25 protein-coding genes and 1 tRNA gene are annotated in these 24,828 nt (G+C 71.3%); 8 read left to right on the top strand and 18 right to left on the bottom strand.

Features of this window, described 5'->3' with window-relative positions; translation table 11 throughout:
- Positions 1 to 88: 88 nt before the first annotated feature.
- Entirely contained in the window at positions 89 to 694 is a 606-nt protein-coding gene (locus tag ASE01_RS07440) for a 50S ribosomal protein L25/general stress protein Ctc (RefSeq protein WP_056749553.1), read from the bottom strand.
- Between the two features lie 309 nt (positions 695 to 1,003).
- Here ASE01_RS07440 and ASE01_RS07435 point away from each other — a divergent pair, with 309 nt between their 5' ends.
- A complete protein-coding gene (locus tag ASE01_RS07435) occupies positions 1,004 to 2,176 on the top strand; it encodes an ATP-binding protein (RefSeq protein ID WP_056749552.1) in 1,173 nt (390 codons plus the stop codon).
- 98 nt (positions 2,177 to 2,274) lie between these two features.
- Here the strand turns inward: ASE01_RS07435 and ASE01_RS07430 are convergent, their stop codons facing one another.
- The gene (locus ASE01_RS07430) at positions 2,275 to 3,255 is read right to left on the bottom strand and encodes a ribose-phosphate diphosphokinase (RefSeq protein WP_056749551.1); all 981 of its coding nucleotides are present in this window, start codon (positions 3,253 to 3,255) and stop codon (positions 2,275 to 2,277) included.
- Between the two features lie 31 nt (positions 3,256 to 3,286).
- Entirely contained in the window at positions 3,287 to 4,756 is a 1,470-nt protein-coding gene (gene glmU / locus ASE01_RS07425) for a bifunctional UDP-N-acetylglucosamine diphosphorylase/glucosamine-1-phosphate N-acetyltransferase GlmU (RefSeq protein WP_082605898.1), read from the bottom strand.
- Positions 4,757 to 4,794: 38 nt separating this feature from the next.
- On the opposite strand from glmU, the gene ASE01_RS07420 reads away from it, so the two are divergent.
- Both ASE01_RS07420 and ASE01_RS07415 read left to right on the top strand, forming a co-directional pair.
- Positions 4,795 to 5,802 (top strand): hypothetical protein, encoded by a 1,008-nt coding sequence (locus ASE01_RS07420; RefSeq protein WP_157537151.1) that lies wholly within the window; start codon positions 4,795 to 4,797, stop codon positions 5,800 to 5,802.
- 21 nt (positions 5,803 to 5,823) lie between these two features.
- Complete coding sequence (locus ASE01_RS07415; protein ID WP_056749549.1) at positions 5,824 to 6,735, top strand: NAD(P)H-binding protein; 912 nt, start codon at positions 5,824 to 5,826, stop codon at positions 6,733 to 6,735.
- Between the two features lie 19 nt (positions 6,736 to 6,754).
- Here ASE01_RS07415 and ASE01_RS07410 read toward each other — a convergent pair whose 3' ends face one another.
- Together ASE01_RS07410 and ASE01_RS07405 are read right to left on the bottom strand one after the other, a co-directional pair.
- Positions 6,755 to 7,474 (bottom strand): CPBP family intramembrane glutamic endopeptidase, encoded by a 720-nt coding sequence (locus ASE01_RS07410; protein ID WP_056749548.1) that lies wholly within the window; start codon positions 7,472 to 7,474, stop codon positions 6,755 to 6,757.
- Between the two features lies 1 nt (position 7,475).
- Positions 7,476 to 8,435, bottom strand: a complete 960-nt coding sequence (locus ASE01_RS07405) for a hypothetical protein (RefSeq protein WP_056749547.1) — start codon at positions 8,433 to 8,435, stop codon at positions 7,476 to 7,478.
- Between the two features lie 158 nt (positions 8,436 to 8,593).
- On the opposite strand from ASE01_RS07405, the gene ASE01_RS07400 reads away from it, so the two are divergent.
- The gene (locus tag ASE01_RS07400; protein ID WP_056749546.1) at positions 8,594 to 10,552 is read left to right on the top strand and encodes a fibronectin type III domain-containing protein; all 1,959 of its coding nucleotides are present in this window, start codon (positions 8,594 to 8,596) and stop codon (positions 10,550 to 10,552) included.
- A gap of 41 nt (positions 10,553 to 10,593) precedes the next feature.
- Positions 10,594 to 10,845: a hypothetical protein gene (locus tag ASE01_RS07395; RefSeq protein WP_056749545.1), complete on the top strand. Its 252-nt coding sequence runs from the start codon at positions 10,594 to 10,596 to the stop codon at positions 10,843 to 10,845.
- A 49-nt stretch (positions 10,846 to 10,894) separates the two neighbouring features.
- Here the strand turns inward: ASE01_RS07395 and ASE01_RS07390 are convergent, their stop codons facing one another.
- The 10 genes from ASE01_RS07390 to ASE01_RS07345 all read right to left on the bottom strand — a co-directional run bounded on the left by ASE01_RS07390 (position 10,895) and on the right by ASE01_RS07345 (position 20,762).
- Positions 10,895 to 11,998 carry a saccharopine dehydrogenase family protein gene (locus ASE01_RS07390; RefSeq protein WP_056749544.1) on the bottom strand — a complete coding sequence of 368 codons (1,104 nt, stop codon included), beginning with the start codon at positions 11,996 to 11,998 and terminating at the stop codon, positions 10,895 to 10,897.
- Positions 11,999 to 12,092: 94 nt separating this feature from the next.
- Positions 12,093 to 12,962: an oxidoreductase gene (locus ASE01_RS07385; protein ID WP_056749543.1), complete on the bottom strand. Its 870-nt coding sequence runs from the start codon at positions 12,960 to 12,962 to the stop codon at positions 12,093 to 12,095.
- Positions 12,963 to 13,052: 90 nt separating this feature from the next.
- Positions 13,053 to 13,130 (bottom strand) — tRNA-Gln (locus ASE01_RS07380).
- 89 nt (positions 13,131 to 13,219) lie between these two features.
- Positions 13,220 to 13,840 carry a hypothetical protein gene (locus tag ASE01_RS07375; protein ID WP_056749542.1) on the bottom strand — a complete coding sequence of 207 codons (621 nt, stop codon included), beginning with the start codon at positions 13,838 to 13,840 and terminating at the stop codon, positions 13,220 to 13,222.
- Between the two features lie 75 nt (positions 13,841 to 13,915).
- Complete coding sequence (locus tag ASE01_RS07370) at positions 13,916 to 14,410, bottom strand: hypothetical protein (RefSeq protein ID WP_056749541.1); 495 nt, start codon at positions 14,408 to 14,410, stop codon at positions 13,916 to 13,918.
- Positions 14,411 to 14,546: 136 nt separating this feature from the next.
- Complete coding sequence (locus tag ASE01_RS07365) at positions 14,547 to 16,049, bottom strand: metallophosphoesterase (RefSeq protein WP_235535900.1); 1,503 nt, start codon at positions 16,047 to 16,049, stop codon at positions 14,547 to 14,549.
- A gap of 14 nt (positions 16,050 to 16,063) precedes the next feature.
- Entirely contained in the window at positions 16,064 to 17,035 is a 972-nt protein-coding gene (gene rlmB, locus ASE01_RS07360) for a 23S rRNA (guanosine(2251)-2'-O)-methyltransferase RlmB (RefSeq protein WP_056749539.1), read from the bottom strand.
- A gap of 1 nt (position 17,036) precedes the next feature.
- The gene (gene cysS, locus ASE01_RS07355) at positions 17,037 to 18,437 is read right to left on the bottom strand and encodes a cysteine--tRNA ligase (RefSeq protein ID WP_056749538.1); all 1,401 of its coding nucleotides are present in this window, start codon (positions 18,435 to 18,437) and stop codon (positions 17,037 to 17,039) included.
- 45 nt (positions 18,438 to 18,482) lie between these two features.
- On the bottom strand, positions 18,483 to 19,217 hold the full coding sequence (locus tag ASE01_RS07350; protein ID WP_056749537.1) for an SDR family NAD(P)-dependent oxidoreductase: 735 nt from the start codon (positions 19,215 to 19,217) through the stop codon (positions 18,483 to 18,485).
- Between the two features lie 6 nt (positions 19,218 to 19,223).
- A complete protein-coding gene (locus ASE01_RS07345; protein ID WP_056749536.1) occupies positions 19,224 to 20,762 on the bottom strand; it encodes a molybdopterin-dependent oxidoreductase in 1,539 nt (512 codons plus the stop codon).
- Positions 20,763 to 20,822: 60 nt separating this feature from the next.
- On the opposite strand from ASE01_RS07345, the gene ispF reads away from it, so the two are divergent.
- On the top strand, positions 20,823 to 21,314 hold the full coding sequence (ispF, locus tag ASE01_RS07340; protein WP_056749535.1) for a 2-C-methyl-D-erythritol 2,4-cyclodiphosphate synthase: 492 nt from the start codon (positions 20,823 to 20,825) through the stop codon (positions 21,312 to 21,314).
- A 97-nt stretch (positions 21,315 to 21,411) separates the two neighbouring features.
- Entirely contained in the window at positions 21,412 to 22,371 is a 960-nt protein-coding gene (locus ASE01_RS07335; protein WP_056749534.1) for an alpha/beta fold hydrolase, read from the top strand.
- A 42-nt stretch (positions 22,372 to 22,413) separates the two neighbouring features.
- Here the strand turns inward: ASE01_RS07335 and nirD are convergent, their stop codons facing one another.
- The gene (gene nirD, locus ASE01_RS07330; protein WP_056749533.1) at positions 22,414 to 22,779 is read right to left on the bottom strand and encodes a nitrite reductase small subunit NirD; all 366 of its coding nucleotides are present in this window, start codon (positions 22,777 to 22,779) and stop codon (positions 22,414 to 22,416) included.
- 104 nt (positions 22,780 to 22,883) lie between these two features.
- Here nirD and ASE01_RS07325 point away from each other — a divergent pair, with 104 nt between their 5' ends.
- The gene (locus tag ASE01_RS07325; RefSeq protein WP_056749532.1) at positions 22,884 to 23,609 is read left to right on the top strand and encodes an IspD/TarI family cytidylyltransferase; all 726 of its coding nucleotides are present in this window, start codon (positions 22,884 to 22,886) and stop codon (positions 23,607 to 23,609) included.
- Here ASE01_RS07325 and ASE01_RS07320 read toward each other — a convergent pair.
- Together ASE01_RS07320 and ASE01_RS07315 are read right to left on the bottom strand one after the other, a co-directional pair.
- Complete coding sequence (locus tag ASE01_RS07320; RefSeq protein WP_056749531.1) at positions 23,593 to 24,201, bottom strand: 2-C-methyl-D-erythritol 4-phosphate cytidylyltransferase; 609 nt, start codon at positions 24,199 to 24,201, stop codon at positions 23,593 to 23,595. The two genes, ASE01_RS07325 and ASE01_RS07320, sit on opposite strands and share 17 nt — an antisense overlap.
- 76 nt (positions 24,202 to 24,277) lie before the next feature.
- The gene (locus ASE01_RS07315) at positions 24,278 to 24,763 is read right to left on the bottom strand and encodes a CarD family transcriptional regulator (RefSeq protein WP_056749530.1); all 486 of its coding nucleotides are present in this window, start codon (positions 24,761 to 24,763) and stop codon (positions 24,278 to 24,280) included.
- Positions 24,764 to 24,828 lie beyond the last annotated feature (65 nt).

The raw sequence follows: 24,828 nt of genomic DNA, 5'->3' as shown, positions 1-24,828 counted from the left end.
TCGACGTCCGGTGAAACGGAACTCCCCGGCACGAAGGATCGCGCCGGGGAGATCAGTCGACCCAGAAACCACCTGAGTCGGCTGAAGGTCACTCGCTGGTGCCGGCGCTCTCGGCCTCGGGCGCCTCGGCGCTCTCGGCGGCGGGCTCCTCGGCGACCTGGTCGGTCACGTTGACCACGAGGGTCTCCGGGTCGGTCAGCAGGATGGTGCCCTTCGGCAGCTCCAGCTGGCCAGCGAGGAACTGGGTACCGGCCTCCGCGCCCTCGATGTTGACCTCGAAGGACTCGGGGATGTGGGTGGCCTCGGCCTCGACCTGCACCGAGGTGTTCTCGGTGACGACCAGCGTGCCGCGGAGGGCCTCGCCCACGATGATGACCTGCACGTCGACGGTGACCTTCTCGCCACTGCGCACGGCGACGAAGTCGATGTGCTCGAGGACGCGGCGGACCGGGTCGACCTGGACGGCCTTGCTCAGCACGAGCTGCGGCGTGCCGGCGATGTCGAGCTCGAGGAGCGCGTTGGCGCCACCGTGGCGCAGGGCCATCGTGGTGGCGTGGCCCGGGAGGGACACGTGGATCGGGTCGTTGCCGTGGCCGTAGATGACGGCGGGGATCTTGCCCTCACGACGGGTACGACGGGCGGCGCCCTTGCCGAACTCGGTGCGGACCTCGGCCTGGATCTTCTCGGTGCTCATGGGGATCTCCTGGATCGGAAGGGGCGGTGTGCATTCACGCCGGCGAAACAGGAAACGCCGCGCTTCCCTGGCCCGATGATCGGCAGGCGCGCGGCGTCGTACAACTCGAGCCGGCCCAGTCGATCACGGAGTCACAGAAGCGGGAGCTCCCTCGCCGAGGCAACCGGAGAAGATTACCCAGCCTCGCTGCCCGGCGCGAAATCCACAGCGCCGACTCCGGGCGCCCCCGGCGTGGAGCCCGTGACCGCCGGCCGATACCGGTTTATACTCGGGCGAAGTATAAAGAGGTATCACGTCCCGGGAGACATCATGCCGAGCAACCCCTACACCCCCGGCCAGGTGCCGCGGATCCTCGCCGGACGCACTGCCGAGATGCGCCGGATCGAGGGCCTCCTCGCCCGGGTCGTCACGTTCGGCGAGCTCGGTGGCCCGCTGCTCGTCTTCCACGCCCCGCGCGGCATCGGCAAGACGTCCCTGCTGCGGGCGGGTCAGCGGCGTGCCACCGAATCGGGCTTCGTGACCGCCTGGGTCGCCTGCTCGCGCCAGCAGCCGGTGCTCGCGGAGATCGCCCACAGCATCGGCCGCGCGCTCGAGCGGGCCGACGCCGTACCCGCCGGCGCCGCAGGCAACCGCTGGCGCGGCCAGCTCGAGCGACTCACGGTCGAGGTCGGCCTGCCGGGCGCCAAGGTCCAGGCCGAGGTCGCCCGCCGGGAGTCCTCCACGCCGCCGCACGCCGCGATCGGCGTCCTCGAGTCCCTCCTGCACGACGCCGCCGCCGCGGTCCGCAAACGCGGGGGCGCCGGCCTGCTCCTGCTCCTCGACGAGCTGCACGCCGCGTCCGCCGACGAGATGGCCGTCATCCTCAACACCCTGCAGAACCTCGACGGCGAGCGCGCCGACAACCCGCTCACCACCGTCGCCGCCGGCCTCCCCGTCACCCCGGAGGCACTCACCCGCGCCGCGACCTTCGGCGAGCGCAGCACCTTCGTCTCCCTCGAGGTCCTCTCCGACGACGACGCCCGCGCCGCACTGGTGGACCCGGCCGCCGCCGAAGGGATCACCTGGGCGCCCGATGCCCTCGACGCGATCATCGAGGAGTCGAACGGCTACCCCTACCTGTTGCAGCTGCTCGGCAGCACCACCTGGGAGGCAGCCGAGCCCGCCGACGGTGACCAGCTCGGCCTCGACGCCGTCACGCGCGGCCTCCCGGTCGCCCGCGACCAGCTCGCCGCGATGCACCGCGCCCGGTGGGGAGCGGCCTCACGTCTGGAGAAGCAGTTCCTCGCGGCGATGGCCGCCGTGGGCGACGGCAACATCACCCGCGCCGCGATCGCCGCCGGGATGGGCGTGGACTCCCGTGCGATCAGCGTCCCGCGGGAGCGGTTGATCGACAAGGGCGTGATCGAACCCGTTGGTCACGGGCTGGTGCGGTTCACGCTGCCGGGGTTCGGTGCGTTCGTGCGGGGACTGGACGAGGCCTGATCTCGACAGCACCGTTTGGTCACGAACCGCACGCCCGAGCCCCGAATTGTTGCGGTTTGGTCCCAAACCGCAACAAATACGGAACCACCATTCCGCCCTCAGGCGTGCCCGTCGAACATCGAGGTGACCGAGCCGTCCTCGAAGACCTCACGGATCGCCCGGGCCACGAGGGGCGCGATCGACAGCGTGGTCAGCTTGTCGAACTGCTTCTCCGGCGGGACGGGAAGCGTGTTGGTGATGACGATCTCGGTGGCCGTGCTGTTCTTCAGCCGGTCGACCGCGGGGTCGGACAGGATCGCGTGGGTGGCGGCGATGATGACGCCGGCCGCGCCCTCGGCCATCAGTGCCTCGGCGGCCTTCACGATCGTGCCGCCGGTGTCGATCATGTCGTCGGTGAGGACGCAGATCTTGCCCTTCACGTCACCGACGACGCGGTTGGCGACGACCTCGTTGGCGACGTCGGTACGACGGGTCTTGTGGATGAACGCGAGCGGGGCACCACCGAGGCGGGCGGCCCAGCGCTCGGCGACCTTGATCCGGCCGGCATCCGGGGAGACGACGGCGAGCTCCTGGTCGCCGTACTTCTCCTTGATGTAGTCGGTCAGCAGCGGCAGCGCCATCAGGTGGTCGACGGGGCCGTCGAAGAAGCCCTGGAGCTGGTCGGCGTGCAGGTCGACGGTGATGATCCGGTCGGCACCCGCAGTCTTGAACAGGTCGGCCATCAGGCGGGCCGAGATGGGCTCACGTCCGCGGTGCTTCTTGTCCTGGCGGCTGTAGCCCCAGAACGGCATCACGACGGTGATCCGCTTGGCCGAGGCGCGCTTCAGCGCGTCGACCATGATCAGGTGCTCCATGATCCACTCGTTGATCGGAGCGGTGTGGCTCTGCAGCACGAAGGCATCGCAGCCCCGGACCGACTCCTCGTAACGGACGTAGATCTCGCCGTTGGCGAACTCCCGCGCCTCCGTCGGCACGGACTGCTGCCCGAGGATCTCGGCAACCTCCTCCGCCAGCTCGGGATGTGCCCGACCGGAGAAGACCATGAGGTTCTTCTCCGTCGTCTTCTTCAAGCCGCTCACGCCTGACTCCCCTGGTCGCCTGAGGTGGTGATCAGGATTCTGCCTGCTCGGAAGGGTCCGTCCCAAGTCCCCGTCCGTTTTCGGACTGTTCACCGGCCGCGTCAGCCTGCGCCGTGCCCGCGCGCCGGTTGCTGACCCACCCGGGCAGGTTGCGCTGCGGGCCGCCGCTGACGGCCAGTGCACCGGCCGGGACGTCGCGCCGTACGACGGTTCCACCACCGGTGGAGGCGCCGTCACCGATGTCGACGGGGGCCACGAAGGTGTTGTTGGACCCGGTCTTGGCGTGCCGCCCGACCCGGGTCCGGTGCTTGTTGACGCCGTCGTAGTTGGCGAAGATCGTGCCGGCGCCGATGTTCGCGCCCTCGCCGATCTCGGCGTCGCCGACGTAGGACAGGTGCGGGACCTTCGCACCGTCGGCGATCGTGGCGTTCTTGGTCTCGACGAAGGTGCCGATCTTGCCGCCGGCGCCGAGCAGGGTGCCGGGCCGGAGGTAGGCGAACGGGCCGACGTTCGCACCTGCGCCGATCACCGCGAGCTGGCCGTGGGTGCGCACGACCCGCGCACCGGCGCCGATCTCGCAGTCCTCGAGCGTGGTGTCCGGACCGACGACGGCGTCCTCGGCGACGACGGTCGCTCCGAGGAGCTGGGTGCCGGGCAGGATCGTGACGTCCTGCGCGAGCACGACGTCCGCGTCGATCCAGGTCGTCGCCGGATCCATCACGGTGACGCCCTCGCTCATCCAGCGCGTGACGGTGCGCCGGTTGAGCTCGCGGCCGAGCTCGGCCAGCTGGACCCGGTCGTTGGCGCCCTCGGTCTGCAGCGCGTCGTCGACCGCGTGGGCGGCGACCGTGAGGTCGGCGGTCCGGGCCAGGCCGATCGCGTCGGTGAGGTAGTACTCGCCCTTCGCGTTGTCGTTGCCGATCCGCCCGATCGCGTCGGCGAGGAAGGCGGCGTCGAAGGCCAGGATCCCGGAGTTGATCTCCCGGATCGTGCGCTGCTCCGGCGACGCGTCCTTCTCCTCCACGATCGCCTGGACGATCCCGGCCTCGTCCCGCACGATCCGGCCGTAGCCGTGCGGGTTGGCGACGATGCCGCTGAGGATGCTCACAGCGGCGTCCGCGGCACGGTGCGACGCGGCGAACGCGCGGAGGGTCTCGCCCGCCAGGAGCGGGGTGTCGCCGTACGCGATGAGGACGGTGCCGGCGGTCGGCGGGCCCTCGAGCGCCTCGAGGGCGATGCGGACGGCGTGACCGGTGCCGAGCTGGTCCTCCTGCACGGCCAGCACGGCCTCGGGGAGCAGCTCGCTGACGTGCGGCGCGACGAGCTCGCGCTGATGCCCCACGACGGTCACGACGCGGGTCGGCTCCAGGGTGCCGACGGCCGCGAGGACGTGGCCGATCATGCTGCGCCCACCGATCCGGTGCAGCACCTTCGGGGTCTTGGACTTCATGCGCGTACCGCCACCGGCGGCCAGGACGATGACGGTCAGCTGTTCACTCACCTGAACAACATTAGGGCGTGACGGCCTACGCTCACACCATGACCTCAGCCTCCCGGTCCGAGCGCCTCCTCGACGCCCAGGTGGCCTGGTTCGTGGGGCGCCTCACGGGTGAGGAGCTCCCCGCACTGGTCGAGCGCGACCTGGCTGCACTGCTGGACCTCGAGTCGCGGATCACCCTCGCCGACCTCGTCGACGTCGACACCGCCAAGGCAGCGGTGCGGGCCGCCCTGCTCACCGTCCCGCCCAGCGCGGGGGCGAGCACGATCGTCACGATGGTGGCCGACGTCGCCCACGACGGTCCGGAGGCGTCGTACACGCTGGCCGACCTGGTGGACCGGGACGACCTGGAGCGGCTGACCGACGGGGCGCTGGCCCGGACCGACCTGCTGGCCGCACTGCTCGACGACCTCAGCGCGAGCCCCGTCGTCACCACCCTCGCCTCCCGTTTCGTCTCGCGGCTGGTGAGCGAGGTGCTGCAGTCCAACAAGGCCGTCGCCGACAAGATCCCCGGAGTGGGCGCCCTGTTCGCGCTCGGCATGGGGGCCGCCGGAGTCGTCGCCGGCGCGGCCGACAAGCAGTTCGAGGGCGTCCTGGGCGTGGGCGCTGCCTTCGCCACCCGCCGGCTCAACAAGGTCGTCGTCGACACCCTCGCCGACCCGGCCGCCCGCGCCGCGGTCCTCGAGGTCTACGACCTGTACGCCGACCGTCCGATCCCCCACCTGCGCGACGCCGCGAAGCGCGAGGACGTGCACCGGGCCGCCGGACTGCTGCAGGACATGGCGATCTCGGCGGCCGCCGGCGAACCCGCCCAGGCGCTGGCCGACGCGGTCGTCGACGCCTTCTGGGGGATCTACGGCGAGCACCCCGTGTCCGCCTTCGCCATCGACCTCGGCATCGAACGCCCCGTCGTCCTCGAGCACGCGACGCGCATCGCCGCGATCGCCATCGGCGTGGCCCACGGGAACGGCGATCTGGAGCGCCTCCTCCGCGAGCGCCTCGCGCCGTTCTACGCCTCCCCCGAGGTCGCGGCGATCCTCGGAGACTGAGGTCCCACGTAGGCTCGGCGCATGGACGAACCGAGCACGGTCCTGGTCACCGGGGCGACCGGCTTCATCGGCCGCCGCCTGGCCACCGAACTCACCGACCGGGGTGTCGAGGTCCGTGCGATGACACGTCGCCCGGACGACTACGACGGCCCGGGCCAGCCCGTCGGTGCCGATGTCGCCGACGAGGACTCCCTCGACCGCGCGCTCGAGGGCGTGGACGTCGCGGTCTACCTCGTCCACTCCCTCGACCACGCCGACTTCGAGGAGCGCGACGCCGCGGCAGCACGACGGTTCGGCCGCGCAGCCGCCAGGGCCGGACTGCGCCAGATCGTCTACATGGGCGGTCTCGGCGAGGACGGCGAGGACCTCTCGCCGCACCTGCGCTCGCGCCGGGAGGTCGAGGGCCTGCTCGGCGAGGGCGGTGTGCCCGTCACGGTCCTGCGCGCGGCGATCGTGGTCGGCCACGGCGGCATCTCCTGGGAGCTCACCCGGCAGCTGGTCAAGAACCTGCCGGCGATGGTCGTGCCCCGCTGGACCTCGACCCGGACCCAGCCCGTCGCCGTCGACGACGTGGTCCGCTACCTCGCGGGCGTCATCGACAACGAGGCGGCGATCGGCGAGGTGTTCGAGGTCGGCGGCCCCGAGGCCATGACCTACCTCGACATGCTCCGCATCGCCTCGGAGGTGACGTCGGGACGCGGCGTCCCGATCGTTCCGCTCCCGGTGCTGACGCCGCGCCTGTCGTCGTACTGGCTGGCGCTGGTGACCGATGTCGACGTCACGACCGGGCGCAACCTGATCGACTCGATGAGCACCGAGGTGGTCGTCACCGACCACCGGATCCGGGACATCGTGCCGGGCGAGCCCGTCTCCTATCGCGAGGCCGTACGACGCGCGCTCGCCGAACGCCTCGCCGAGGGCGACCAGATCTGAACCGCGGGCCAAGCGCCCGTCACTGGCCGAAGAGCAGGGGCAGCGCGAAGAGCATCGTCAGCGACCAGGTGCAGTGGGTGAGGACCGGCCCGAGGATCCCGCCCGACGCCCGGCGCTCGAGCCCGACGACGACGCCGAGCAGGATCGCCGCGAAGGCGAGCATCACGTTGCCGGTCGCGAGGGTGGCGATCACGTAGGCGACGGTGGTCCAGCCGACCGGGTGGCGGGGCACGGCGGCATAGGCGGCGCCACGGAAGAAGACCTCCTCGGCGACCCCGTTCACCGCGGTGATCAGGACCAGCAGCGGGAGCGAGCCCTGGTCCGCGAAGTCGAGGACCGATCGCACCTGGCGATCCAGCCAGGGGATCTCCCGCACCACCAGCGCGCCGACGACGAACACCCCCGCGAGCCCGAGGCCGAGCAGGACCGGGGCGAGGACCGGCCGCACCAGCCGGTCGTCGTCCCGCAACGAGGCGATCCGCCCCAGGTGCAACGGTCCGGAGGCGAAGGCGCCGATCGTCCACACGACCGCCAGGGCGAAGGTCGCGGGGTAGAACCAGCCGCTTCCCGGTTCGATCCGCAGCGAGATCCCCAGGACCACTGCCCCGAGCAGGACGAAGGCGATCGTCACCGCCTGCCGGCGCCGCAGCGCTCCGGAGGTGTCGCGGTGGTCGCGCGGCACGACGTCCCACAGCGAGCGACTCACCCAGCGCGGCATCGACGGACGGCTCGGCGCCATCTCAGCGCGGCCTTCCGCTGGCCCAGGCGACGCCGAGCTCGAGCATCGTGCCCGCGCCGAAGTGCGACATCGCCTCGGAGATCCGCCGGCGACCGGTGCGCTCGGAGATGCCCAGCGCCCGGGACGCCGCCTCGAGGGTGGCGCCCGCACTCATCAGGTCCAGGAGCGGGTGCCAGGCAGCAGCCTCGGTGCGGACGGGTACGGCGCGCTCCCACATCCGCTCGAACAGCCAACCGGCCATCCCGGCGACCGCACGGTCGCGGATCGCGAGCACCGACGTCGGCCAGTGCTCACCCCACACCAACGGCAGGGCGACGGTCGTCTCGTCGGTCACCCAGAACCAGCTCGGGGGTGCATCGAGCAGCCTGATCTGGACGCCGCCGGCGAGCTCCTCGGCCACGCGGTCCTGCGCGGCGGGATGGGTGGCGTCGGCGATGGAGGCGATCACGCGGGCATGGCGGCCCTCCCCACGGCTGGCGTCGTGCCAGACCTCCTGCATCGCAGGGTCGGCGACGTAGAGCCGCGAGGCGTCCGGCAGGACCACGTCGGTGCGCATCGAGGGCTCCCTGGCGTTGCGTGCGTGCCACAGGTCGACCACCGCCTCGGGTCCGTGGAAGACCTCGGCCCGACCCGCGCGCAGTCCCTCGCTGGCCCACTCGCCGGTGAGGCCCGGGAGAGCGCCGACCGCCCGGGTCAGGTCGGCGAGCCCCTGGGACAGGTCGGCCTCGAGCGCAGCCGCGCGCCGTCGTACCGTCGCAGCGACGACGTCGACCGGATCGGCGTAGCGCACGTGCTCGCCGTCGACGGCGACGTAGCCCTCGGCGACCAGGGTCCGGAGGTCGCGACGCACCTCGTCCTCGTCCCGCACGGCGAGCGCCGCCAGCTGCGCGACCGTCCCCGCGCGGGTGCGCAGACCCACGGCGAGGAGGTCGGCAGGCGTGCCGATCAGGTCCGAGGCCATGGACCGATCGTGGCACGGCCGTGGGTGACCGGTCGCGCCCGGATCGGTCCGTCCGGTTCCTGCCATGGCCGGAAAAAGCCACACATCGAGGCCCTGACGGCCGACAGGCTCTTCGGACGGGCCCGACAATCGCGCCCCTTGGAAGGACGACTGACGACATGCACGCACCTCGGCCGCACGCGCCGCTCCCCCGACGACTGGGCGCCGGCATCGCTGCCGCGGCCGTCCTCACCGCTGGACTCGCCTGCCTCGGAACGGCCCACGCCGCCGAGCTCGCGGACTTCCCGCAGGACCTGACGTTCTCCCCCACCGACCTGGTCGCGACCGCCGATGACGTGTACGCCGTCGGCTACGTCGGCGTCGACACCGACGAGGACTACGTGTTCGACGAGATCGACGGTTACGTCGAGGCCGTCGGCGCCGGGGTCAAGGTCCACCTGGGCAACGGCTCGTGGCCGTCCGCCGTGGCCGCGAGCCCCGACGGTGCGACCCTCCGGGTGATCGGCACGCAGGTGGACGAGGAGTACCCCGAGAACGGAACGGGCAACTACGTCTGGACAATCGACACCGAGACGATGACGGTGAGCTCGAGGGTGAGCGAGGGCTTCTCCAGCCTCTACGACATCGCCACGGGCGCGGGCGGCACGTGGTTGTCCTCCACGGACGACGGCGCCGCGAAGGTCCGTCGCATCGGCAGCGCGACCGTCAACCTCGGCTACAACATCGCCCCCACGAAGCTCGCCCTGCTCCCGAACGGCGAGTCGACCGACGTCGTCGTCGCCGGCACCGACTACCTCGAGGAGGGCAACCAGGCCTCCCTGCGCATCATCAGCGGCGAGGAGGTGGGCGAGAAGGTCGTCCTCGGACCGGACGGTTCCTCCGACGACAGCGTCATCGACGTGGACGTCGACGAGGTGAACGGGCTGATCTACGCGACGAGCTTCCGCAACGTCGAGGACGGCCCGCAGGAGTACGGCCTGAACGTCATCGGCGGCGAGACCGACCTCTACATCCCCATCGACTACCCGGTGTTCTCGGTGGCTGTCTCGCCCGACGGCGAGACCGTCTACCTCCCCGGCACCGGCGTCTCCGCGTACGACGCCGACCAGCTCGCGTCCTACACCGAGGAGGAGCCTGCCCCGGCCGCCGACCTCGGCGGCTCGGGCTTCATCGGGCTCGCCACCCTCGACCCCAGCGGCCGGCTCTACGCGACCATGGACCACGACGTGCTCGACCCGGTGTCCGAGGAGCCCACCGGCGAGGAGGTCACCCGCGTGCACGCCCTCGAGGCACCCAGCGCGCCGACCGGCCTCACCGCGCTCACCTCGGAATGGGACAGCTCCACGCTGAGTGCCACGTGGTCCGCGCCCTCGTCGTCCGGCGGCGCCTCCGACGGCTCGTTGTCCTACCGGCTCACGCTGCAGGACGACGCCGGCGGCGAGGCCATCACGGCCGAGAGCTTCATGACCGACCACGAGTTCACCAACCTCCTCGCCGGCCACACCTACACGCTGAGCGTGACGAGCACCAACGGTGCCTTCACCGGTGCGCCTGCCACCGCTTCGTGGACCGCTCCCTCGACGCTGGCGAAGCCGGGCGCCGTCGCAGTGACCGGCAAGGCATCCGTCGCCTCCCGGCTCTCGGTGGCGACCACGGGTAGCTGGCCCGAGGGCACGGCGCTCACCTACGAGTGGCGCAACAACGCCGGCACCGTGCTCAGCCGGTCCGCCACGATGGTCGTCAGCGCCACCCAGGTCGCCCGTCGGATCCGGGTCCACGTCACCGGCACCCTCGCGGGCTTCACCCCCGCCACGGTGGTGAGTCCGTACAGCGCCCAGGTCGCGCAGGGAACGCTCGTCGCCCCGACGCCGAAGATCTCGGGCACCGCGAAGGTCGGTCGCACGCTGACCGCCACCCCCGGCTCCTGGACGTCCGGCACCCGCCTGACCTACCGCTGGACCTCGAACGGCACCACCATCCGCGGCGCCACCAGCCGGACCTTCAAGCCGACCCGCGCGCAGGTCGGCAAGCGGATCCGGGTGGTCGTCACCGGCACCAAGTCCGGCTACCGCACGGTCGCGAAGACCAGCGGTGTGACGGCTGCGGTCAAGCGGTAGCACCCACGGCGCCGGGTACGGCGTCGACGAGGTCGTGATCCATGGCGTTCTCCGCCTTGAGGCGTGCCAGCTCGCGTTCGCGAGCGGCACAGCCTCGGGGCGGAGACGCGCTCACGACCCAGGACCAGCAGACGCGCCTGGTCGGCCGCGAGCAGGACGGGACGCAGCGCGCGGAGCACGTGCTTCGCCGTCCCGTCCGGGATGGCGAGGACGTCGGCCGCCTCACCTGCCTCCTCGAGCGGCTTGAGCGTCTCGTCGACGCCGATCAGATGGCCGACGTACCAGCCCCGTGACGGGTCACCGCGACGTCGGTGTTCGGCAGCGCGGACGGCGCCGGGCGGCTCATGCGCCGACCTCCTTCAGGCCCGCCGCGGCGCAGCCCTCGACCAGTGCGTCGAGCCCGAAGGCGCCCACCGGGCCGAGCCCGCCGGTCGAGAGCAACCGGCCCGAGGCTGCTGCGATGGCGCCCCACGCGAGCATGTCGGCGGTGTAGTCGTAGGGATCGGGCCCCTCGAGCGTCGAGGTCGCCAGCACGCTGCCGTCGGCGGCGCGGGCCACGGCGACGATGCTGACCGAGGCGTTGGCCCGCTGCTGCGCGGACGGTCCGCCGGTCGAGCCCTTCACCAGCCGTCCGGCAGCAGCCAGGGCGAGGGACTTCAGCGGCCGCACGCTCCGGACCGGCGTCGAGGCGAGCGTGGCGAGGGCCATGCCGCGCGCGAGGGCCGGTGGGACGCCCAGGAAGGAACCGACGTCGCGCAGCTGCGGGTACGCCGCCGGCAACGCCAGGTGCTCGGCTCCCGGGACCGATGCGGCTGTCAGCGTGCGACCGCCGACCTCGAACCGCTCGACGCGTCGCCCTGCGCGCTCGGGCCGCAGGGCACCGTCCCGGAAGGCGAAGCCCTGCTCGAGCATCATCCCCGCGACCGAGGCCCGGGTCCCGCCGCTGGTCCCGAAGTTGCGCACGAAGTAGCCGACGTCGACCCGGGTGGCCGCCGCGCCTGCCTTCTCGACGGCGAGCGCACCGGCCAGGCTGCCGGGCACGAAGTCGAAGCCGAACGCTGAGAGCAGCGCCGCACCGTTGGCGTCGGCGACCGGCCCCCACCGCTCGAAGACGCTGCGCAGGAACGGCCCCTCCCCCGTCGAGTCGAGGTAGTGGGCGCCCTTCTCGGCCGCGACCTGAACTGCGGCTTCGCCGTACCTCAGGAACGGCCCCACCGTGCTGATCAGGACGTCCCCGGCCCGTACGACGCCCGCGAGTGCGGTCGCGTCCCCCGCGTCGGCCACGGCGTGCTCCAGACCACCCAGCTCCGTCGCGAGCGCCGTGACGCGTTCGGCGGAGCGGGCGACGAGGACCGGCCGCACGCCCTGGCGGACCAGGCTCCGGGCCGTGAGCTCACCGGTGTACCCGGTGGCACCGAAGACGAGGATGCGCGCAGAAGGCTCCATGGACGGCAACGTAGCCGAGATCCGTCCACAATGACAGCACTACTGTCACAGTCCGGCTGTCACACGTGCGCGGCAGCGGTTCACCGTTCCGGGGTCACGCCAGCGACCAGGCCACCCCCGTGCGCTCCTCGGACACCGACCACAGACGCCGGGCCGCATCGGCGTCCCGGGCCTCCTTCGAGCGCTGGTTGATGCCCGGCGCGCCGCGGAGCCCACGGAAACCCGACGGCCCGACGTAGCTGTCCGGGGGGAGGTCTGCGGTGATCGCGTGGAAGGTCGGTCGGGCGCCGAACTCGGCACTCGTCGCGACCACCTTGTTGCCGACCCACATCAGCTTGTTCATCAGCGGGTTCGCGTGGTGGCTCTGGAGGTTGGTCGCGGAGTAGCCCGGATGGCATCCGTGCGCGACGACCGCCGATCCTGCCGCCGTCAGCCGGCGCTGCAGCTCGGAGGTGAAGAGGAGGTTGGACAGCTTGGACTGCTGGTAGGCACGGGTCGGGCCGTACTCCCCCACCAGGTCGAGGTTGTCGAAGTTGACCTGCCGTCCGCGGTGCAGGTCCGAGGACACCGACACGACCCGCTCCTCGATGAGCGGCAGCAGCAGGTTGGTCAGGGCGAAGTGGCCCAGGTGGTTGGTCCCGAGCTGCAGCTCGAAGCCGTCCGCCGTCCGCCCCTCGGCGACCATCATGATGCCGGCGTTGTTGACCAGCGTCGTGATCGGAGCGGTCCAGCCGGCAGCGAAGGCACGCACGGAGTTGAGGTCGCCGAGGTCCAGCGCGCGGACCTCCCAGGTCCCCGGTCCGGACAGGGCGGCAGCGGCCGCCTCGCCCTTCGCCACATCGCGACAGGCCAGGACGACGTGCCCACCTGCAGCCGTCAGCTTCTTCGCCACCTCGAGACCCAGGCCGGAGTTGGCACCGGTCACGACATACGTCTTGCCGCTCAGATCAGGGATTGTCGTCATACCCGCAGTATGGCGGCCCGGTGCTTGCTGTCGCGAGGACGGCGTCGCGGGCTCGAACGGGCCCGCAACGCCTCGACGCCATCGCGAGCGTGGCTCCCCGGGTTGGAATCGAACCAACGACAACCAGATTCAAAGTCTGGGCGCCCATGCCAGCAGAGCAACCGGGGAAGGTGTGGCCAAGCCTAGACGGATGGGGACGCGCCGGGGGACGGGACCTGACCAGCGAGGCCGGCTGGCGCTCCCCGAGCACCGGACGGTCAGCCGTTGTCGACCAGGCACAACAGGACGTCACGCGTGGCGTACTCCAGCGGTTGGCCCGGCACGGCGCAGGTGTCGCCGGCGTTGCCGACGCTGGCAACCTTCAGCGAGGTGCCCTTCGTGGCAGCGCAGTCGACCTTCTCCTCGGTGCTGACACCAAGGCTGAGGCAGTCCCCCTCGTCCGCGTTGAGGATCAGGCAGAGGTCGGCGACATTGCCGGTGTTGCCGGTGCCGAGCGAGATCACGTAGGTGGTCTCGTTCTCGTCGCAGTCACCGTCATCGGAGGTGACCTCGTAGGTGGCGTCGAGCTCATCGCAGTCGTGCGTCTCGTGTTCGGCGTTGATCGTGCCGGTGACGCTGAGGCATTCGCCGACCTCGGGCGCGTCGACCCGCTCGTCGGCAATGTCGTCGACAGCTTCCTTGACCGCGTCGCTGCCGATCACCACGAGCGCCACGGCACCGCCGCCGCACAGGAGCAGCAGGCCGAGCAGGACGGCTCCCAGGATGATCCAGAGCTTCTTCCCGCTCCCGCCCGAGGACGGGGTCGGGGGCGGCGCGTACGGATTCATCGGCTGCCCGGAGGGCGGCGGGAGGTTCGGGGAGCTGTACGGGTCGGTCATGGCCTCATTCTCCTGAGAAACAGCCCCGGCCGGGCTCCCTTGCGGGATCCCGGCCGGAACAGGTGCGGTGCGAGGTCAGGCGTTCTCGACCAGGCAGTACAGCAGGTCGCGCTTCGTGTACTCGAGCGGCTGACCGGGGCTGGCGCAGGTGTCGCCCGACTTGCCGACGGAGGCGACCTTCAGCGAGGTGCCCTTCGTGGCAGCGCAGTCGACCTTCTCCTCGGTGCTGGCACCGAGGCTCAGGCAGTCGCCCTCGTTCGCGTTGAGCGCGAGGCACAGGTCGGCCACGTTGGCGCTGTTGCCGGAGCCGAGCGAGATCTTGTAGGTGGTCTCGTTCTCGTCGCAGTCACCGTTGTCCGCGGTGACCTTGTAGGTCGCCGCGAGGTCGGCACACTTCTGCTCCTCGTGCTTGGCGTTGATCGTGCCGGTCACGCTCAGGCACTGACCGACCTCAGGCGCGTTGGCCTCGGCGATCTTCTCCTGGCCCTTGTTCTGAACGAAGTAGAAGACGACCGCGACGATGATCGCGATGCCGACGCCGCCGAGCTTGGCGATGAGGCTCTTTCCCATGGGGGGATCCCTTTCCGAGTGAAGGGCGGCCCGAGACACCCTCAGCGAATTTTCAGGATCACCTTAGGGGAACCTTCTCCAAATGCGTCATCGCCAGACCGCGTCGTGATCGGATCCGACGCGGAGCGATCCGACGTCAGTAGAGGAGCTCGACGTACTCGTCGACGTCGTAGCGGCCGTTGGTCTGCAGGGTGACCGACTGGATTCCCACCGGACGGCCCTCGCGGTAGGTGATCAGCGCAACGCTGGCGGCCCGTCGCAGCTTGCTGCCGATGGCGATCGCGTACGCCGCGCCGCCGGTCGTCCCGGCGGTGTAGCGATAGCCGATCCGGCCGTCCTCCGCCGTCACCGGGGTGGGTCCGGACTGGACGTGGACGTGGCCGCCGATCACCAGGTCGACGCATCCCTCGGCGAGTGCTCCCCTGCCCATGTTGGCGTCGTGCAGCAGGAGGGTCGCCACCCGGTCGTCGGCCTCGTCCGCGGCGCAGGCGGTCTCGGTGACGCGGTCGGAGACCTCGCTGAAGCTCAGCCCGGTCTCGTCGCGCCAGTTGCCCAGACCGCTGGCCCGGGGGTCGTCGACGCCGAGGATCCGCGAGCCACCGGGCCCCTCGATCACCTCACCGTCGAAGTAGGTCCAGCCCAGGTCCTCCATGTGCGAGCGCACGAAGGTCCCGTTGTCGTGGTTGCCGGCCACGGCCCACCGGCCGTCGTAGTCCTCGAAGGCCGCCGAGACCGAGTCGAGCGAGAAGGCTTCCCAGCGCTCCCCGGTCGAGGTGTCGTCGCCGGCGTCGAACGCCACCGTGGCGCCTGCCCGGTCGCCGATCGCCCGCGCGACCTTGTCCATGCCGACGTTGAGGTGACGGTCCGAGACCAGGACCGCGACGGTCTCGCCGTCCTCCGGCTCACGCAACTCGAGCCCGGCGGCGTCCTCGGCCGCCTTGGTGTAGAACTCCAGGCCCTGGTCATAGCTGCTGACCGCGCTGGAGATCAGCCGACGGGTCTCCTCGGTCGTGGCGTCGCCCATGATCTCCACGTCCCGGGCCTGGGCCGGGAGCGGGATCTCGTCACCGATGAACTCCCCCAGCGTGCTCCACTCCTGCGCAGCAGGGTCCTGGCGGCCCCAGCCGACTGGCGCCGCCAGCGCCACCACGAGGAGTACGACGAGCAGGCCGGTCGCGACGCCGCCCACGCTCGGGAGCCGGGTGAGCAGCACCCGTCGGCGTTCGCGTCCCACGGCCACCCACACCAGGAACGGGAGCACCGCCAGGGCAGCCCCCTGGACGGCGGCGGCGACCGCCATCGTGCGGACCGCGCGGCTCACCACCGCGATCTGGCCCTCGGGCTGGGAGGCGATGGCGGCGTACCGCGCCGTCAGCTCCTGCAGCGAGGTCGTGTCGGTCTTGCCGAGCTCGATCTCCACACCGACCCGGGAGCCCGACGGCGCCCGCAGGTCGGGCAGGATCGGGCCGCTGCGCAGCACCACGTCGCCCGAGAAGTCCGGGCTGACGGTGGCCTCGTGGCTCGCGAGGTCGACCGTGCGCTCGCTGCCGACGAAGATCGTCGACGCGACGACCGCGGCGAGGAGCGCCCACGCGCCGACCCCGCCGAGGACCTTCAGCACCCGGAGAAGTGTCGGCACGGCAGGCCCAGCTCCTACCGGGACCGGGCCTCGGCGATGGCGTAGAGCGCGACCGAGGCCGCGACGCCCGCGTTGAGGGACTCCAGCGCGCTGGACATCGGGATCGACATCAGCCGGTCGCAGCTCTCGGCGACCAGGCGGGAGAGGCCCTCGCCCTCGGAACCGACGACGATGACGAGGTGGTCGGAGACCAGGTCTGCGTCCGCGACGAGCTCGGGCAGCGAGAGGTCACCGTCGGCAGCGAGGCCGATGACGAAGCAGCCCGCCTCCTGGTAGGCCTTGATCTGGCGGGTCAGGTTGACCGTCTGCGCGACGGGGCACCGCGCCGCAGCACCGGCCGAGGTCTTCCAGGCCGAGGCCGTCATCGACGCCGCGCGACGCTCCGGGATGACCACGCCGTGCGCACCGAACCCGGCGGCGCTCCGCACGATCGCGCCCAGGTTGCGCGGGTCGGTGATCGAGTCGAGCATGACGACGAGCGCCTTCTCCTTGGCCTCGTCGGCGGCGTCGAGCAGGTCCTCCGGGTGGGCGTACTCGTACGCCGGGATCCGTGCGGCGAGGCCCTGGTGGACGGCTCCGTCGGTGAGTCGGTCCAGCTCGTTGCGGCTCACCTCGAGCAGGCCGATGCCGCCCTCGGCGGCGATCCGGAAGACCTCACGCAGGCGGTTGTCGCGCTCGGCGCCCTCGGCGACGTACACCGCGGTCACCGGCACCTTCTCGCGCAGCGCCTCGACGACCGGGTTGCGCCCGGCGATCCACTCGGCGTCCCCGCTCTTGCGCCGACCCCGCGGGCCGCCGGTGCTGCCGCGCTTCTCGGCACGCTTCTTGGCCTCGGCCACCTTGTGCGCCTTGTGGTACTCGCGCTCGGTCGCCTTCGGCGTCGGGCCGCGGCCCTCGAGGCCGCGGCGCACCTTGCCGCCGGAGCCGACGCTCGCCTTCTTGTTCGTCTTGCGGATCGCGCCCTTGCGGCTCGAGTTCCCAGCCATGTCAGTTCACCGTCCAGGTAGGTCCATCAGGGGTGTCGGTGACCTCGATGCCGGCCGACTTGATCCGGTCGCGGATGGCGTCCGCACGTGCCCAGTCCTTGTCGACCCGCGCCTGCGCACGCTCGTCGAGCAGACCTGCCACCAGTGCGTCCACCGCCGCGGTGAGGCGTTCCTCGGTGTCCGAGCCGCCGCTGCCGGCCCAGGCCGGGTCGGCCGGGTGCACGCCCAGGACGTCGAGCATGGCCGCGACCGAGGCGGCACTCGAGGTCACGTCCTCGCCCGCTGCCAGCTGGCGGTTGCCCTCACGCACCGTGTCGTGCAGGACGGCCACCGCTGCAGGGGTCCCGAGGTCCTCGTCCATCGCAGCCGCGAAGGCGTCGGGGACGGCACCGGCGTCGAGCGCCGGCGACCCGGCCCGCTCGAGGAAGGCCTCGATCCGGCGGTAGCCCACCGCGGCCTCGTCGAGGGCCTCGAAGGAGAACTCGACGTGGGAGCGGTAGTGCGCCGCGACAACGTAGTAGCGCAGCTCGGCGCCGCGGTAGCGCTCGAGGATCGCCGGGATCGAGAGGGTGTTGCCGAGCGACTTGCTCATCTTCTCGCCGGCGGTGGTGATCCAGGCGTTGTGCATCCAGTACGACGCGAAGGCACCGCCCGCAGCGCGTGACTGCGCCTGCTCGTTCTCGTGGTGCGGGAAGCGCAGGTCGACGCCGCCGCCGTGGATGTCGAAGGCGTCGCCGAGGTACTTGCCGGCCATCGCCGAGCACTCGATGTGCCAGCCCGGTCGGCCCGGCCCCCACGGGCTCGGCCAGGACGCGGTCGCCGGCTCGGACTCCTTGCGGCCCTTCCAGAGGGCGAAGTCACGGGGGTCGCGCTTGCCGCGCGGATCGGCGTCGGCAGCCGGCTCCATGTCCTCGATGCCCTGGTGGGTCAGCTCGCCGTACTGCTGCCACGACCGGACGTCGAAGTAGACGTCGCCGGAGGAGTCCGCTGCGGCGTACGCGTGACCGCGCTCGATCAGCCGCTCGATCAGCACGATCATCTCGGGGATGTGGCCGGTGGCCGCGGGTTCGTACGTCGGCGGGGCGACGTTGAGCGCGGCGTACGCCTTGTCGAGCTCGATCTTCATCGCGTAGGCGAGGTTGTACCAGGGACGTCCCTGCTCGGCCGACTTGGTGAGGATCTTGTCGTCGATGTCGGTGATGTTGCGGATGAAGGTGACCTCGAAGCCGCGGTGGCGCAACCAGCGCTGCAGCACGTCGAAGTTGACCCCGGAGCGGACGTGCCCGACGTGGGGCTCGCTCTGCACCGTCAGACCACACACGTACAGACCCGCCCTGCCCTCCTGGAGGGGCACGAAGTCACGGACCTCGCGGGTCGCGGTGTCGTAGAGCCTGATCGTCACCCGCCCAGTCTAGGGATGGTGGTCGACGGGTCGCTCATCCGCGCGCTAGCAGCCATACCCGCCGTCGACGTCGAGCTTCTGGCCGGTGATGAACCCGGCGCGGGCGGAGGCGAGGAAGCAGACGGCCTCGGCGATGTCGGCGGCGCTCCCGAAGGTCCGCAGCGGGATGTTGCCGCGCGTCACCTCGAGGGCGTGGTCGTCGAGCTCACCGCTGCTGATCAGTCGCTCGGCCATGCCGTCGGTGAGCATGCCGGGACCGACCGCGTTGACGCGCACGCCGAACCGGCCCTCCTCGACGGCCAGTCCGCGCACCAGCGCCTCGACGGCGGCCTTGGGCGCAGACGACAGCCCGTCGCGGACCGGGAAGCGGGCGGTGGCTGCGGTCGTGACGGCCGTCAGCGAGCCCTTCGACTCGCGCAGGAAGGGCAGCGCCGCGTGGGCGACCGCGAAGAAGCCGCCGGTGTCGACGGCGAGCTGGGCGGCCAGGTCGGCAGGAGGCACCCGCGAGAGGTGCACCATCGGGACGTGGGGGCCGGCGGCGTGGACGACCGTGTGCAGTCCCCCGAGCTCGGCAGCCGCGTGGTTGAGGACCCGCGGGACCTCGGACACGTCCGCGAGGTCCAGGCCGTACGACCCCACGCCGATGTCGACCGGACGGGAGCGGTGGGTGACCGCGACCTTCGCGCCACGCTCGATGAGCAGCTCGGCGATCGCACGGCCGAGGCCGCCCGAGCCGCCGACCACGAGCGCGCCACCGGGCAGGGTCGAGAAGTCGTCCACGTGTGCTCAGGCCTTCGCGTTGATCTCGATGGTGTGCCAGCCGGTGGCACCGTCGGGCAGGACGTCGGCGATGGCGCCCGTCTGGACGTCGTCCTCGAGGTCGATGGCCCGCACCCGGAGCTGGCGGCTGCCCTCCTCCACGTCGAGGCTGACCCGCCACTGGACCCAGGTGTCGACGTTGGGCGTGGTGGCGAGCTCGGCCCGCTGCCAACGGCCGCCGTCGACCTGCACCTCGACCGCGGAGATTCCGGTGTGCTGCAACCAGGCCACGCCGGCGACCACGAGCTCGCCCGCGGGCACGTCGTCGCCGTTGCGCGGCACGTCGATGCGGGAGGCGATCTTGACCGGGCCGAGCTCGGACCAACCCTTGTCGGTCCAGTACGCCGTGATGTCGTCGAAGCGGGTGACCTCCATGTCGACGACCCACTTGGTGGCCGACACGTAGCCGTAGAGGCCCGGGACGATGGTGCGGACCGGGAAGCCGTGCTCGATCGGGAGCGGCTCGCCGTTCATCGCCACGGCGAGCATGGCGTTGCGCTCGTCCATCAGGGCGGCGAGCGGCGTACCGCAGTTCCAGCCGTCGTCCGAGGTCTGCAGGACGGCGTTGGCCTCGGGCAGGGGCCCGGCCTCGGCGAGGATCGAGGCCAGCCGCACGCCGCTCCACCAGGCGTTGCCGATCAGGTCGCCGCCGACGGTGTTCGAGACGCAGTTGAGCGTGATCCAGTCCTGGGTGATCTCGCGCGCGACGAGGTCGCGGTAGGAGAGCGTGATCTCCTTCTCGACCATTCCGTGGATGCGCAGCGACCAGTCGGCCGGCGCGATGGTCGGCTTGATGAAGGCCGTGTCGATCAGGTAGAAGTCGTCGCTCGGCGTCTCCCACGTGCTGACGCCGGGGATCTCGAAGCTCACCCCGTCCGGGACGTCCGGGGCGGTGACGCCCTCGATCCGCAGCAGACGGCGGCTCTCCTCGGCGCGACGACGTGCCGACCCGGCCACGCGGCCGAGCAGGCCCGCGGCACCAGCGAACGCGGTCGCGCCGCCGACGGCGAGGAAGAAGTGCCGACGTGTGTGCATCGGCTCGGCCCGCGGGTCCTCGCTCTCCGCGACGAGCTCCCAGCGGCGCAACCACTCGGCGAGCACCGCGAGCGTCACGATCCAGAACAGGAAGCCGACGACGGTCGGGGCGAAGTCGATGACCGACGGATTGGGCTTGGTCGCCACGGCGACGACAGCGATGCCCGCGAGGACGACGTACCCGGTCACGGCCGCCCACCACCGGCGTCGGGCCAGGCGCCCGAGCAGCGCGAAGGCGACGAGGAGGAACAGGATGATCCCGACGACCAGGACCTTCTTGTCGTCCTTGTCGAAGGTGTTGATCGCCCATTTCACGACCGGTCCGGGCGTCAGGGAGGCGAATCCTTCCGCCACCACGGCGACCGGGGACTCCCGCACGTGGAGCAGCGCGGCAGCGGCATAGCTGAGCGCCAGGCCGACGACGCCGGCGACGAGGCCGGAGAGCGCCCACCAGCCACGGGATGTCTTCACCCGGTGATTGTCCCTCAGGCATGATCAGCGCGTGAACCCAACCGCTGGCGGAGTGTCGAAATGACGGGCGCAGGTCTGCGGATCGGCATCGGCACCGATGTGCACCGGCTCGTGCCGCGAGCACCGGAGGACCCCCCGCTCGCGCTCGGCGGGCTGCTGTGGCCCGAGGAGGACGTCCGTCTCGACGGGCACTCCGACGCCGACGTCGCGGCCCACGCCGCGTGCGACGCACTGCTCTCCGCGGCCGGCCTGGGCGACCTGGGCAGCAACTTCGGTACGTCGCAGCCACAGTGGGCCGGCGCCAGCGGCGCCGCGCTGCTCGGCGAGACGCTCAACCGGGTCCGGGCGGCCGGTTTCACCGTCGTCAACGTCGCGGTGCAGGTCATCGGCAACCGTCCGCGGATCGGCCCCCGCCGGGCCGAGGCCGAAGCCGCGCTGTCCGCCGTCGTCGGTGCTCCCGTCTCGCTCTCGGCGACCACCACGGACGGCCTCGGCCTCACCGGACGGGGCGAGGGCGTCGCCGCGATGGCGACGGCGCTGCTGAGCTCCTGAGGCGGCGCGACGTCGTACCACGGTCCGTGCGACACGCTGTCGCAGATGGCCTCCGGCGTGGCAGGGTGGCTCGCGACATCGACGTCGAGGAGGCCCCATGAGCGAGCACAACGTGATCAGCGAGGACGGCCTCCGGATCCACGTGACGGTCCGCGGTCGTGACGATGCACCACTGACGGTGCTCCTGTCCCACTGCTGGACGGCCGACGAGTCCGACTGGCACTACCAGGTCACCGACCTGCTCGCGCGCTACGGCCACGACGTCCGGAACATCACGTGGGACCACCGCGGCCACGGCCGCTCCGACCGCGCGAGCGAGGCCGCGTGCACGATCCCGCACCTCGCGCGCGACCTCGGCCTGGTCGTCGACACCTACGCGCCCGAGGGGCCGCTCGTGATCGCCGGGCACTCCGTCGGCGGCATGACGATCACCGCCCTGCCCGAGGAGCGATCCGACCTGGTGCCGCGCATCGCCGGTGCGATGTTCGTCAGCACCACGAGCGGCGAGCTCGGCAAGGTGACCCTCGGCCTGCCGGCGGTGGCCGGGCCGCTCCTGCGCGACCGCCTGCCGTTCATCCTCGCCAACAGGTCACGGATGCTGAGCCTGAGCCGTCGCGAACGGTTCCCCGTGATCGAGCGACAGATCGCCTCGAGGTTCCTGTTCGGCACCCCGGCCCGTCCCCGCGACGTCGGACACGTCGTCGACCAGCTGATCCACGCCTGGCCCGAGACGATGTCGGGCTTCTTCAAGGACATGATGGCGCACGACCGGATCGGCAACCTGGCAGCGTTCGACGACGTCCCCACGACCGTCCTGGTCGGCGGCCGCGACCTGCTGACCCCACCCGAGCATGCCGGCAAGATCGCCCAGGGCATCCGCGGCGCCCGTCTGCTGGTGGCGCCCGGCGCCGGCCACTACCTCCCGTTCGAGCGGCGCGAGCTGGTCAGCACCGAGCTCTGCGCGCTCGTGGACCGCGCCCTGGCCCGGGTCGCCGACCAACCCTCGGGCGAGCGTCCGGCCTCCCGCCTGCGACCCCGGCACCGCGCACGCACCTGAATCTCCCCGATCAGGTATCTCTGGGGCCAGGGAGCTCTGCGGTCAGGCCGCCTGGACCTTGCGGTGGCCGATCAGCACGACGCCCTCGACCACCTTGACGTCGTACGCCGGGACGGTGACGTGCAGGTCGTCCAGGCACCGTCCGGTCCGCAGGTCGAACGCGTGCCGATGCGCGGGCGAGGCGACGAAGGGCGTCTCACCGCGCCGTCCCACGATCCCCTTCGAGATGCCCCCGACGGCGTGCCGGGCGAACGGGTCGTGGTTGCCCAACGCGTAGACCGCGTCGTCCCCGGTGCGGAAGATCGCGACGGCCTGACCGTGCACGAGCGCAGTCACCCCACGATCGACCTCGAGTTCGACCATTCGGCAGACCGGCTGCCATTCCTCCACGGTCCCGCGACCTGTCATGCAGCCGAACGTAGGCGCGCGCTGTTCTCGGGGTTGTTTCGCTTTGTAACGAGCATGAAAACCCTTCCGCTCGGACGAACAGCCGTGAGCGCTAACCTGCCGAGGTGTCCAGCGCAGCCATCGTCGTCCTCGCCGCCGGTAGCGGCACCCGGGTCGGAGCCGAGATCAACAAGGTCCTGCTGCCGCTGCACGACCTGCCGATCCTGGCCCGATCGGTCCGCACCGCCCTCGCGGTGCCCGGCGTCGACCCCGTCGTCGTCGTGTGTCGGCCCGGCGAACGCTCCGCCGTCGGCGCGGTCCTCGCGCCGGTCATCGGCGAGCACGAGGTCCTCCTCATCGACGGTGGCGCGACCCGCCAGGCCTCCGAGCAGGCGGCGCTCGACCTGCTCGCGCCCCGCGTGGCCGAACGCAGCATCGACGTGATCGCGATCCACGACGGCGCCCGGCCGCTGGCCACCGTGGAGCTGTACGAGCGCACGATCGCCACCGCACGGGAGTACGGCGGCGCCGTACCCACGACCGAGCTGGCGGGCCTGCTGCCGCGCGACGGCGCCGACCACCCGGCACCGGGCGGTCCGGGCAGCCGCCTGGTGGGCGTGCAGACGCCGCAGGCGTTCCGGGCGGCGCCACTGCTCGCGGCCTACGCCGCCGCCTCGACAGCAGGGTTCGAGGGCACCGACACCGCCGCGGCGTTCACCGAGTTCGCTCCGGGCCCCGACCTGACCGTCCGGTCCGTCGCCTCCGGTCCGGGCAACCTCAAGATCACCTTCGCCGAGGACATCCCGGTCGCCGAGCGCCTGCTGGACCGGAGCCTCAGCCGGGGGCAGTGAGCGCGGCGAGCACGGCGAGGTCCTCCTCCGAGGCAACCCGACGTGCCTGCGCAGGTGCCGGGGCGAGCTCGATGCGCGCCTCGCCGTACCTCGCCCGGAGGATCGCGACGAGCTCGACGAAGTCCGTCGACGGCAGCGACGCCCCCTCGGCGAACAGGTCGCGCACGACCGCAGGCGGCAGCACGACCGGCGAGCAGACGCTCACCAGTGCGTCGCGGTCGACGCTGGCGCCGAGGACCTCGCCACCCGGCGCCGGGTGGGCCTGCTTGACCGTGTCGGTGACCGGTCGGACCCCGACCACGACGACGTCCTCGACGGCGGCCCGCTCCGCACACCGCGCCAGGAACTCCGGCGGGGTCATCGGACAGAGGGCGTCGTGCAGGAGCAGGGTGTCGCCCTCCTCGGCGAGGTGCGACCAGGGCACGGTCTGGTCGAGGAGGTCCACACCCGACTCGCCGGCCGCCCAGGCGGCCGCGGCCACCAGCGACTCCCCGTGGATCAGGCGGTAGGGCAGCGACCCGCGGTCCTCGTCCAGCACCACCGCACGGGCGGGCACGGAGATGTCGAAGGCGTCATACGGATGGGGGTTCATCAGAACCCCACCGTATGACGCCTTCGATCAACTGTTTGAGTTGGAGCCGAACAACGGACCCGAAGGTCCGGATCGACTAGGAGGCCAGCACCTCGTCGAGGATGGTCTCGGCCTTGTCCTCGTTGGTGTTCTCGCAGAGCGCGAGCTCGGAGACCAGGATCTGGCGGGCCTTGGCGAGCATGCGCTTCTCGCCGGCCGACAGTCCACGGTCACGCTCCCGGCGCCAGAGGTCACGAACGACCTCCGCCACCTTCATGACGTCGCCACTGTGGAGCTTCTCGAGGTTGGCCTTGTAGCGCCTCGACCAGTTGGTCGGTTCCTCGACGTGCTCAGCCCGCAGCACACCGAAGACCTTGTCCAGCCCGTCCTTGTCCACGACATCCCGAACACCCACGAGATCCAGGTTGTCTGCAGGGACCCTGACAACCAGGTCCTGCTGAGCGACAATCCGGAGCACGAGGTACTGCCGTTCCAGGCCCTTGATCGTCCGCATCTCGATGTTCTCGATGACAGCGGCCCCGTGATTGGGGTACACGACCGTTTCGCCAACGGTGAAAGTCATATGAGCAAAACCCCTTCCTAGGGTCACCTATCCTACCACGTCCAGCGCCCACCTCAGAATGCGTT

This window comes from Nocardioides sp. Root190 (assembly GCF_001428565.1).
GTDB lineage: Bacteria > Actinomycetota > Actinomycetes > Propionibacteriales > Nocardioidaceae > Nocardioides.
Note: the sequence above shows the minus strand (reverse complement) of the source record. Positions and strands in the feature narration are given on the sequence as shown.

Bases quoted from the DNA above. Each gene is read 5' to 3' on its own strand.
- ASE01_RS07440 (WP_056749553.1), bottom strand. From the start codon at position 694: ATGAGCACCGAGAAGATCCAGGCCGAGGTCCGCACCGAGTTCGGCAAG.
- ASE01_RS07435 (WP_056749552.1), top strand. From the start codon at position 1,004: ATGCCGAGCAACCCCTACACCCCCGGCCAGGTGCCGCGGATCCTCGCC.
- ASE01_RS07420 (WP_157537151.1), top strand. From the start codon at position 4,795: ATGACCTCAGCCTCCCGGTCCGAGCGCCTCCTCGACGCCCAGGTGGCC.
- ASE01_RS07415 (WP_056749549.1), top strand. From the start codon at position 5,824: ATGGACGAACCGAGCACGGTCCTGGTCACCGGGGCGACCGGCTTCATC.
- ASE01_RS07410 (WP_056749548.1), bottom strand. From the start codon at position 7,474: ATGGCGCCGAGCCGTCCGTCGATGCCGCGCTGGGTGAGTCGCTCGCTG.
- ASE01_RS07405 (WP_056749547.1), bottom strand. From the start codon at position 8,435: ATGGCCTCGGACCTGATCGGCACGCCTGCCGACCTCCTCGCCGTGGGT.
- ASE01_RS07400 (WP_056749546.1), top strand. From the start codon at position 8,594: ATGCACGCACCTCGGCCGCACGCGCCGCTCCCCCGACGACTGGGCGCC.
- ASE01_RS07395 (WP_056749545.1), top strand. From the start codon at position 10,594: ATGGCGTTCTCCGCCTTGAGGCGTGCCAGCTCGCGTTCGCGAGCGGCA.
- ASE01_RS07390 (WP_056749544.1), bottom strand. From the start codon at position 11,998: ATGGAGCCTTCTGCGCGCATCCTCGTCTTCGGTGCCACCGGGTACACC.
- ASE01_RS07385 (WP_056749543.1), bottom strand. From the start codon at position 12,962: ATGACGACAATCCCTGATCTGAGCGGCAAGACGTATGTCGTGACCGGT.
- ASE01_RS07375 (WP_056749542.1), bottom strand. From the start codon at position 13,840: ATGACCGACCCGTACAGCTCCCCGAACCTCCCGCCGCCCTCCGGGCAG.
- ASE01_RS07370 (WP_056749541.1), bottom strand. From the start codon at position 14,410: ATGGGAAAGAGCCTCATCGCCAAGCTCGGCGGCGTCGGCATCGCGATC.
- rlmB (WP_056749539.1), bottom strand. From the start codon at position 17,035: ATGGCTGGGAACTCGAGCCGCAAGGGCGCGATCCGCAAGACGAACAAG.
- ispF (WP_056749535.1), top strand. From the start codon at position 20,823: ATGACGGGCGCAGGTCTGCGGATCGGCATCGGCACCGATGTGCACCGG.
- ASE01_RS07335 (WP_056749534.1), top strand. From the start codon at position 21,412: ATGAGCGAGCACAACGTGATCAGCGAGGACGGCCTCCGGATCCACGTG.
- nirD (WP_056749533.1), bottom strand. From the start codon at position 22,779: ATGACAGGTCGCGGGACCGTGGAGGAATGGCAGCCGGTCTGCCGAATG.
- ASE01_RS07320 (WP_056749531.1), bottom strand. From the start codon at position 24,201: ATGAACCCCCATCCGTATGACGCCTTCGACATCTCCGTGCCCGCCCGT.
- ASE01_RS07315 (WP_056749530.1), bottom strand. From the start codon at position 24,763: ATGACTTTCACCGTTGGCGAAACGGTCGTGTACCCCAATCACGGGGCC.